Below are 8,400 nucleotides of genomic sequence, written 5' to 3' on the forward strand. Positions count from 1 at the left end.
ACAGCTTCGAACTTGGAGATTTGTGCGTGGTTATTGGTTATTGGTTATTGGTTTCCGCCCGACTAAGTAACGTTTCAGACCAACAAATATAGTTTTCCGCCCAACTGAGTAACGTTTCCGACCAACTAATATGCTTTTCCGCCCAACTATGAAACGTTTCCGATCATTCGCTTGGAGAAGGACACCATTCCTCTCGAGAAATACACCAGTTCCTATTGCCAGAGTTTGATCAGACATTTCTGGATGGAGTCGAGCTAAAAGGGGCGTTTCTGATATCCTTATTTAATCAATATGCGTATCTAGTTGACAAAATGGTGGAGGTTATAATATATTAGTAGTAATTAGTTGAATCGTAACTCCTAAAGGGGAGTAGCTTTTACAGCAAAGTCGTCATTACGGAGTTTTCATACTCCCGGCTTTGTTGGCAACGACTTCGTTGTTAGCAAGACCTTTACCAATTGGTAGAGGTCTTTTATTTTTTCAAAAACCTTTGCCGTTTCTGGTAAAGGTTTTTTTCTATTTATAGACCGGAAACGTACCAAATTGAATGGGAGCACCTCAGCTGAATAATAAACAGGAGGATGTATATGATACTGAGGAAGTACATGGCACTTTTAGGGATAGGTTCTGCAAAAATTGATTTGATTCTTGAGAAAGATACGTATGCATGGGGAGAACAAGTAAAAGGTGTATTTGTAGTCAAGGGTGGACTTATTGAACAGCAGTTGAAAAGAATCGAATGTGATTTGGTCATGTCTCATACTGAAAATCAAAAAGCAGATGAACAAGTCGTCGATTCCATCACCATTTACACGACAAAGAATATCGAATCTAATGCTGAAAATCACATCCCTTTTATATTTAGACTTCCGCAGTCGATCCATTCAGACAGTTTAGGATCATATCGATTCAAGTCACGCCTGGCTTTCAAAGAAGGAGTAGAAAGCTTGGATCATGATGTTATAAAGATTTTACAAACATAACCATAGAATTTTGAAAACAACAAAGTCACCGACAAATATCTGGAATTTGAAAGGATGAAAATAATATGGATGTAGCAATATTATTAGAATACGGATGGGTTTTACTATTATTAATTGGTCTTGAGGGCCTACTGGCAGCAGATAATGCACTTGTATTAGCAATTATGGTCAAGCATCTCCCTGAAGAGGAGAGAAGAAGGGCATTGTTCTATGGGCTGGCTGGGGCTTTCGTGTTCCGTTTTGCGTCACTGTTCATCATTTCTTTCTTAGTCGACGTGTGGCAAGTTCAGGCAATCGGTGCACTCTACCTACTATTTATTGCCATTAATCATATCGTGAGGAAATTGTACTTTAGTAATAAAGGGCAACAAACTAAAGATAAGAATAAGAAAAAATCTGGTTTCTGGGGAACCGTTTTCAAAGTGGAACTGGCAGATATCGCTTTTGCAGTTGACTCGATTTTAGCTGCAGTCGCTATGGCAATGACGCTTCCAAATACCAATCTCCCTGCAATCGGCGGTATGGATGGAGGAAAGTTCCTCGTCATTTTTGCCGGAGGATTAATCGGTTTGATAATCATGCGTTTCGCAGCAAACTACTTTGTGAAATTGCTACATTCGAAGCCAGGTCTAGAAATTGCAGCCTTTGCAATTGTCGGCTGGGTAGGTGTAAAACTGGCTGTCTTAACTTTAGGGCATCCAGACGTGGGCGTGATCTCATATGAATTTGCACATTCTACTGAGTGGAAGCTCATTTTCTATGGTGTGTTACTAGGGATTGCAGCAGCTGGGTGGTTCTTGACTAAGAATAAGAGTGAAGAACAGACCATAGAGAACAATACTTTATAGTTTAAGAAATGGACTCATTAATTTGAGTCCATTTTTTTAAATAATATAATTTTTTTACAACAATAATATGATATTATAGTAAATAAATAGCCCATAATTTGGTTTTTCTGTTTATTAACTAGAAATAATGAACGGAATAGTATCCATTGTTTCACTTATCGAGTGGTATAAAAATAAACACTAAAAAATAACTATAATAAATTCTCAATACTCTACTTGTAGATTTCTAGTGAAATTGAGGATATATAGAAGCGAAGGAATGATTAAATGAATAGCAAAATGAATGCGTTGTTAGTGGAACGAAAGAATGTTCATGTACTGTATTCGTTTAATGAAATAGAAAATTACATGAAACAGGTTTTGAATTATATCGAAGTTGGAATTGAAGCGGGAGATTATGTTATTCTCATCGAAAATGACCGTCTTTACCCTATGATTCACAAAGAACTGTGCACACGCTTATCGGAAGAACAAATGGAGTTCATCCACTTTGTAAATAGCTTCGATTTCTATTGTTCAAGTGGCAGTTATCACCCTCCTGCAATCGCTGAGTACTTTAATAAAATGGTACAGCCATACTTGGAGAATAAAGTCTCTTTCCGCTCTTGGGCACATGTGGAGTGGGCAACTATGGAAGAACCGTTGCATCTGATTGAAGATTTCGAGAAAATAGTAGATGAAGCTGTAAATGAATATTCATTTCCATTAATATGTGCGTATGAAGGAAAGAGAATGCCAGAATACCTTAAGACGATTTTAATGGAAACACATCCTTATGTTCTAATGGAAGATGATTTTATCGTCTCGGAACAATACCAGACATCGAATATAGTAAAATAGAAGAAAAAACACACTTAGGAATTCTCCTAAGTGTGTTTTCTTTTTTAGTGAGTAAATGAAATATTCCTAGCAATATTCTTTCTTAATAATAGCAACGTTTTCCTCGTGACACCCTTTTGTGAAATTCGATGGAAACGACATCTCTTTTTCCAATCCAAGAATTGCTTCTTCATCTTCTCGAGTCACCGCATCTATTAATCGTTCAAGATAATCTTGGGCGAGTACAATTCTTCGTTTCATTTCGTCTTCATCTTCAGTCATTTGTCCATGTCCAGGAACAAGCACTTTTACTGGATGCGAATCCAATATCATATACGATTTTTGAAGGGTTGCTAGATAAGCCTTCGCACTGTCGAATAAGTAGGGAAGCTCAAAATCTGATAAATAATCACCCGTAATCCAAATTCCTATAGGCTCAATGATGGTAAACAGCCCATCATGTGTATGGCCTGGGGATAAATAAAAGGTGATTGTTGTATCGCCTACTAGTAACTGCTGCCCGTCCTGTTCGATCACAATATCAATCGTAGGAAACTCAATTGCATAAGGTCGTTCCACATAATATTCATTGTCAAAAGACTGGATCAAATCGAGTTTGTATTGCTTTCTAGGGTGTTCCTGCATACCCTTACTGCCGATTACCTTGGCATCGGGAAATGCATGATAGCCGATAATATGGTCGAAATCGCCATGTGTAAATAATAAATACAGATCTTTACCATTGCGGATATGTGCCACATATTCTTGAATTTCCTGAACTTCAAGGGGTAGCCAAGTTGGATCGACAACTAAGATCAAATCATTCGTTTCAATGACTGAACTTGTAGTCTTCCATAAAGCGCTTTGAAATACGGTGAGTCCATCTTTTTGAAAGATTTTCATATCGATTCTCCATTCAAAGGAATCAAAAGAATTTTACCGGTACTTTTACGACTCTCTAAATATCGATGAGCTTCTTGTCCATCATGCAATGCAAAAGTCGTTGGCTTTGATACGCGGACTTTTCCTTCTTCCATCCAGCGGAATAAATCGCTAGATCGACTCACACGTTGTTCAAGGGAAGTGAGGACATTCCAAAGGTCGCCGCCTGTCAGGGTTTTTGAAGTATCCATTAACATACGAGGGTCAATCGAAACCGGGTCTCCGCCAGCCATACCGTAAAACACAACCGTCCCCCCAACTCGCGTTGCCGCAAAGCTATTCATCAACGTAGATCCAACTGACTCATAAACAACATCGACACCTGTACCATCTGTCTCTTCAAGGACTGCCAACTTCCAGTCATCTGAGTAAAGGAAGACACAATCTGCACCAGCTTCTTTCGCTGCCACAGCTTTTTCCTTAGAAGAGGTTAAGCCAATTACCTTACCGCCAAACAACTTGGCAATTTGTATGAGAAGCTGTCCAACACCGCCAGCTGCCGCATGCACTAGAACCACATCATGGTTCTTCACCGCGTAACTGTCCTGCGTTAAATAATGTGCCGTTAACCCTTGCAACAAAACAGATGATGCTTCTTCAAACGAAATGGTTTCCGGCAGGGGAATGGCTTTGTCCATTGGAACAGCCACCAGTTCAGCGTTGGCAAAAGGAACGTCTGCAAATGCAAGGCGGTCTCCAATTTGAATGCCTCGTATATCTGCGCCAATTCGTTCCACAATGCCTGCGCCTTCATAGCCCAGTATATAGGGAGGTTTCCCTTCCAAATGATAGTTACCTTTTCTTCTATAAACATCGGCAAAATTCAAACCGATTGCTTTCATTCGAAGTAAAACTTCATTCGGCTCGATGATAGGATCAGCTATTTCACGGTAGTCCAGTACTTCAGGTCCGCCAAATGTTTCATATACAAGTGCTTTCATAATAAAAACTCCTTTTTCATCGAACGATTTAGTGTAGAATCTTTCTTCATCATACCAAATGGTAAGAAATAAGCTTCATTAGGAGACGGAAATAGTCGAATGGTCGGAAAGTGCCTATTAGTGGTCGGAAACACCATCAAGTTGGTCGGAAAGTAAAAAAAGTTGGTCAAAAACGCAATGAGATTGGTCGGAAACCAGAGAAAGTTGGTCGAAAACAAATAATAGGATGAAATCAATAGTGATTGTAAAGAGAAGCGTAATCCAATTCCCATTATTTATCAATTTGTGAATCTTATCTTTCATGTAAAGCGTATAAATAGTAAACAATCTTAAAGGGAGTCGTTATGGATGGGTTTGTTTAGGATGTTGTTCTCTAAGCATAAGTGTTTAGTCTATTCTGCCTTTGGAAATGACGATTATTATAAAGTGGTCGGGAAGTTAAGTGGGGATGGAGTTTCATATGAAACGGTAAGCATAAGGAACTCGAATAATAACCAGTATTTTAGCAAAAATGATAAAACTCAATACGACATCTACGTAAAAGAAGAAGATAAACATAAAGCGGAGCGAGCAATTCACAGGTAATCTGATTTGTAACATAGTTGGAGAATCAAAATGGTCTCACAGGCATGAATAAATGCTTGTGAGACCTTTACTATATATTGAACTGGATTAGACTCACATCCACTCATTTATATAATAACGAAATTGTTTCCTCCACCAATCCCAGTCATGATGGGAGTCATGACCCCAAAAATCGATGCGGGCTGGAATTGATTTTTTTTCCAACAGCTTTTTTAACTCATGGGTTTCTTCAATCATATCATCTTCAAAATCACCTTGTCCGGTACAAATAACCAGTTTGCTTTGTCTATACGATTGTAAATAGTTCTCATCATTTAAATTGTTTAAGTAGGAAAGAGTTGAATGGAAATAGACGTCATCATCCATATGATTACCAAAGAAGGAAGTCGTGGAATAGACACCACTGAGCGCAAGCAATCCATCAAAAGCGAAGGGATGACGGAAGAAGAAATTCGCACTGTGGAATGCACCCATGGAACAGCCTGTTATCCATATCTTTTGCTCATCGCCATGATTGCTCAACTTACTGCTATGTAAAATAGATGGAACAAGTTCTTGGGCTATGTATTGATCATATTCCTTATGACGGCTTATTCGAGTGCGGATATCGGAATGTTGAGAGAAAAAGGTTTCTTCGTCAATGCCGTCACAAGCCCATAATTGAATGCGCCCTGCATCGATGTAGTCACTTAACTCTTCTATCATTCCAGAGTCTTCATATTGAAAAAATCTGCCGCCAGATGTAGGGAATGCCAATATCGGTTTCCCGCGATGCCCATAAACCTTGTATTCCATTTCTCTATTTAATGAATGACTCCATTCCTTATGATAAGAGATATGCATGTTAATTCCTCATTTCTGCTTGAACATAAGAAACAATTGATTGAACCTTCTCAAAGGTTTCTGCCCGAAATTGATAAGCGTAATTCCCCATGGCCTGACTAAAAACATCTTCAATGCGATTGTGGTTAACTAGGTAATCTGAAAAGATAGCCAGTATGTCTTCGTGGCTGTGGACATAGTGCTTATGATTTTTCCGGCTAGCATAAGCAGTAAAGTATTTCCCTTCATTTGGGGTGTTCACGTGGTTATGAACAACCATACTCGCCCATTCTTTATAAATATCACTATTATACGAGTAGTTAATGGCGTCTGTCATCCAAGCGCCAGGTGGCCTCATATTGACTTCAAGTGCATAGAGTTTTCCATTTTTCTTAGACTCAAATAATTCAATGTGAAAAAAGCGTTCTGTAATGTCAAAAGCACGTAAAATACTTTGGCCAGCTTGTCTTACTTTAGTCGGTACATCTTTTAGACAATAGTAATGCAAATGGTCATTCGTATTAACCACCGTCATAATGCTTTGATCAAATAAGTGGGTCGCATCAAATTGCACTACGCCGTCACGGTCAATTAAGCCATCATAGGTTAATACATTTCCTTCAATGAACTCTTCTGCAATAAAATTGACTTCGGCTGGTTTCTGTTCGAAAAATTGGTTTAATTCGGTATCATTATTTATCTTAGAGGTCATGCTCGCACCTGCACCTAAATCCGGCTTGATGACGATAGGGTATCCAACAGTCTTGATAAACTCCGCTGCTTTTGAATACGTGACTTCCTTGACACTTCGAATCATAGTAACATCGCATTTTTCAAAGAACTTTTTCATTTTGGACTTGTGAATAACATCATATACGGAATCCAACTTTGTTCCGAAGATATTGAAATCTGTTCGAATTTTTGCTTCGATCTCTAGCCAGTGATCATTAAGAGATTCAAAACGATCTATTTTTCCAAACTTGTGAGTGAAGTAGCCAACTGCTTTCAGAACCTCATCGTAGTCTTCCATATGCTTAATTTGCATGTAATCAGTTAGAGCTTCCTTGAGCTGATTGCTTAGCGCCTCATAAGGGGTATCACCAATTCCTAAGACATGTGCACCGCTACTTTTTAAGCTGCTACAAAAATAGGTACTATTTTGAGGAAAGTGTGGTGAGAAAAAAATAATGTTCACGGGAGTTCCTCCTAAAATAGTTTATCTAAATGTACTGTATGAATATTCAGTAATCAAGTAGTTTTTCACGGAAGAATCGAATCTCGAATAAAATAATTGTAGACTTCGATAGAATAAATTTCCATTATTTTTCAATTGGTGAAACCTACCTGTCATTAAAGTCGTATGAATATTACAGGAAAGAAGACATATAAGTGAGGTGGTTCTCAATACATGATACGCAAAAGGAAAAAAATGTTACTGATAACAGCATCAACTGTTGGTGGAATTCTTTTAGTATGTTGGCTAACTGGTTTAATGGGTTTATGGATAGACGGAATGCGTTATGTTGTGGGCAACACCGACAAATATAGTTATGAAGAAGGCCACATGGTTGATGGAGAGTATTCCGTTGATATAGACCTTTCAGATTTACAAAGTAATATTGGGAAAGAAGTATACAATGATGGAACTCATAATATTTACGTAAGCTGGGTTCACGTAGATAGTGTAAATAGTGGAGGATATAACATTGGTTTTAGATCTAGTGGTCACTATTCCTTAACAGGTGCTTCCTTAATATCAGGCAATCATCACACTTTTATAAATGAAAGTTCATTTTCAAGTGAAGTAACGGCAAAAATGACATCAAATTATAACGGTGAAATTTATGATAATTCCTTATATAGTTCAAGTGGAATAAATTTTAAAGACGGTGATGAATTTGGTTTTTATCTTTTCCCGAATAGTCCCTATGATACGAATGAAATTTCATTAGATGAAAAAGGTGTTGTTGAAGTAACGGTGACAAATCTTTATAAAAATATGTGGAGTAAGAAATAACTTGAGGGTAAGTCATTTTAATAACGAGAGGAGTCTACGTTCTTGATAAAGTTGGCCATCTTTGTGTTGATCGTGTTGGGTGTTAATGTGGCAGTAAAGCTGATTTTGAGGAAAGTACTTAAGATTGAAAAAGAAAAAAACTCCTTTTTTTCTTACAATCACTTAAATGATTTGCATCGGAAAATTGATTGGGGTATCAGAATTATTTCTGTTATAACAATAATAACAACCAATATACTGGTTGTTATTGAAAATTATCCAAATTACTTTTTGCTACTACCAATTTTCTTAATTGGACTCGATTATCCAGTAAGGGCTTTGGATAGTCAACACTAAATCATACAATTTTTTTAAGGGCTAAGTTTCTATAAGCTACCGGACTTAAATAGCTTAAAGAGCTATGCGAACGGCTATTGTTGTACCAATTAACGTAATCAAAAAGT

General features: G+C 37.7%; 11 protein-coding genes. 6 read left to right on the forward strand and 5 right to left on the reverse strand.

Annotated elements, in window-relative coordinates:
* The first annotated feature begins 587 nt into the window (after positions 1-587).
* The 3 genes from ACFPYN_RS13500 to ACFPYN_RS13510 all read left to right on the forward strand — a co-directional run bounded on the left by ACFPYN_RS13500 (position 588) and on the right by ACFPYN_RS13510 (position 2,671).
* Positions 588-983, forward strand: coding sequence for a sporulation protein (locus ACFPYN_RS13500; protein ID WP_377734905.1), 396 nt, complete (start codon positions 588-590; stop codon positions 981-983).
* Between the two features lie 65 nt (positions 984-1,048).
* A complete protein-coding gene (locus ACFPYN_RS13505) occupies positions 1,049-1,831 on the forward strand; it encodes a TerC family protein (RefSeq protein WP_377734906.1) in 783 nt (260 codons plus the stop codon).
* Positions 1,832-2,098: 267 nt separating this feature from the next.
* Entirely contained in the window at positions 2,099-2,671 is a 573-nt protein-coding gene (locus ACFPYN_RS13510) for an MEDS domain-containing protein (RefSeq protein ID WP_377734908.1), read from the forward strand.
* Positions 2,672-2,737: 66 nt separating this feature from the next.
* Here the strand turns inward: ACFPYN_RS13510 and ACFPYN_RS13515 are convergent, their stop codons facing one another.
* Both ACFPYN_RS13515 and ACFPYN_RS13520 read right to left on the reverse strand, forming a co-directional pair.
* Complete coding sequence (locus tag ACFPYN_RS13515) at positions 2,738-3,553, reverse strand: MBL fold metallo-hydrolase (protein WP_377734910.1); 816 nt, start codon at positions 3,551-3,553, stop codon at positions 2,738-2,740.
* Positions 3,550-4,533 (reverse strand): quinone oxidoreductase family protein, encoded by a 984-nt coding sequence (locus tag ACFPYN_RS13520; RefSeq protein ID WP_377734912.1) that lies wholly within the window; start codon positions 4,531-4,533, stop codon positions 3,550-3,552. The genes ACFPYN_RS13515 and ACFPYN_RS13520 overlap by 4 nt, the downstream gene beginning before the upstream one ends.
* Before the next feature lie 348 nt (positions 4,534-4,881).
* Between ACFPYN_RS13520 and ACFPYN_RS13525 the strand changes: the two genes are divergently transcribed.
* On the forward strand, positions 4,882-5,118 hold the full coding sequence (locus ACFPYN_RS13525) for a hypothetical protein (RefSeq protein ID WP_377734914.1): 237 nt from the start codon (positions 4,882-4,884) through the stop codon (positions 5,116-5,118).
* Positions 5,119-5,211: 93 nt separating this feature from the next.
* On the opposite strand, the gene ACFPYN_RS13530 is transcribed toward ACFPYN_RS13525, so the two are convergent.
* Both ACFPYN_RS13530 and ACFPYN_RS13535 read right to left on the reverse strand, forming a co-directional pair.
* Positions 5,212-5,961 carry an esterase family protein gene (locus tag ACFPYN_RS13530; RefSeq protein ID WP_377734916.1) on the reverse strand — a complete coding sequence of 250 codons (750 nt, stop codon included), beginning with the start codon at positions 5,959-5,961 and terminating at the stop codon, positions 5,212-5,214.
* Position 5,962: 1 nt separating this feature from the next.
* Complete coding sequence (locus tag ACFPYN_RS13535) at positions 5,963-7,135, reverse strand: ATP-grasp domain-containing protein (RefSeq protein WP_377734917.1); 1,173 nt, start codon at positions 7,133-7,135, stop codon at positions 5,963-5,965.
* 213 nt (positions 7,136-7,348) lie between these two features.
* On the opposite strand from ACFPYN_RS13535, the gene ACFPYN_RS13540 reads away from it, so the two are divergent.
* Together ACFPYN_RS13540 and ACFPYN_RS13545 are read left to right on the forward strand one after the other, a co-directional pair.
* Positions 7,349-7,957: a hypothetical protein gene (locus ACFPYN_RS13540; protein WP_377734919.1), complete on the forward strand. Its 609-nt coding sequence runs from the start codon at positions 7,349-7,351 to the stop codon at positions 7,955-7,957.
* A 42-nt stretch (positions 7,958-7,999) separates the two neighbouring features.
* A complete protein-coding gene (locus tag ACFPYN_RS13545) occupies positions 8,000-8,293 on the forward strand; it encodes a DUF4181 domain-containing protein (RefSeq protein WP_377734921.1) in 294 nt (97 codons plus the stop codon).
* A gap of 1 nt (position 8,294) precedes the next feature.
* Here ACFPYN_RS13545 and ACFPYN_RS13550 read toward each other — a convergent pair.
* On the reverse strand, positions 8,295-8,400 hold a 106-nt coding region (locus tag ACFPYN_RS13550), incomplete at its 5' end, for an IS3 family transposase (protein WP_377733674.1).

The organism is Paenisporosarcina macmurdoensis, assembly GCF_042658845.1.
In the GTDB taxonomy this organism is placed as follows: domain Bacteria; phylum Bacillota; class Bacilli; order Bacillales_A; family Planococcaceae; genus Paenisporosarcina; species Paenisporosarcina macmurdoensis.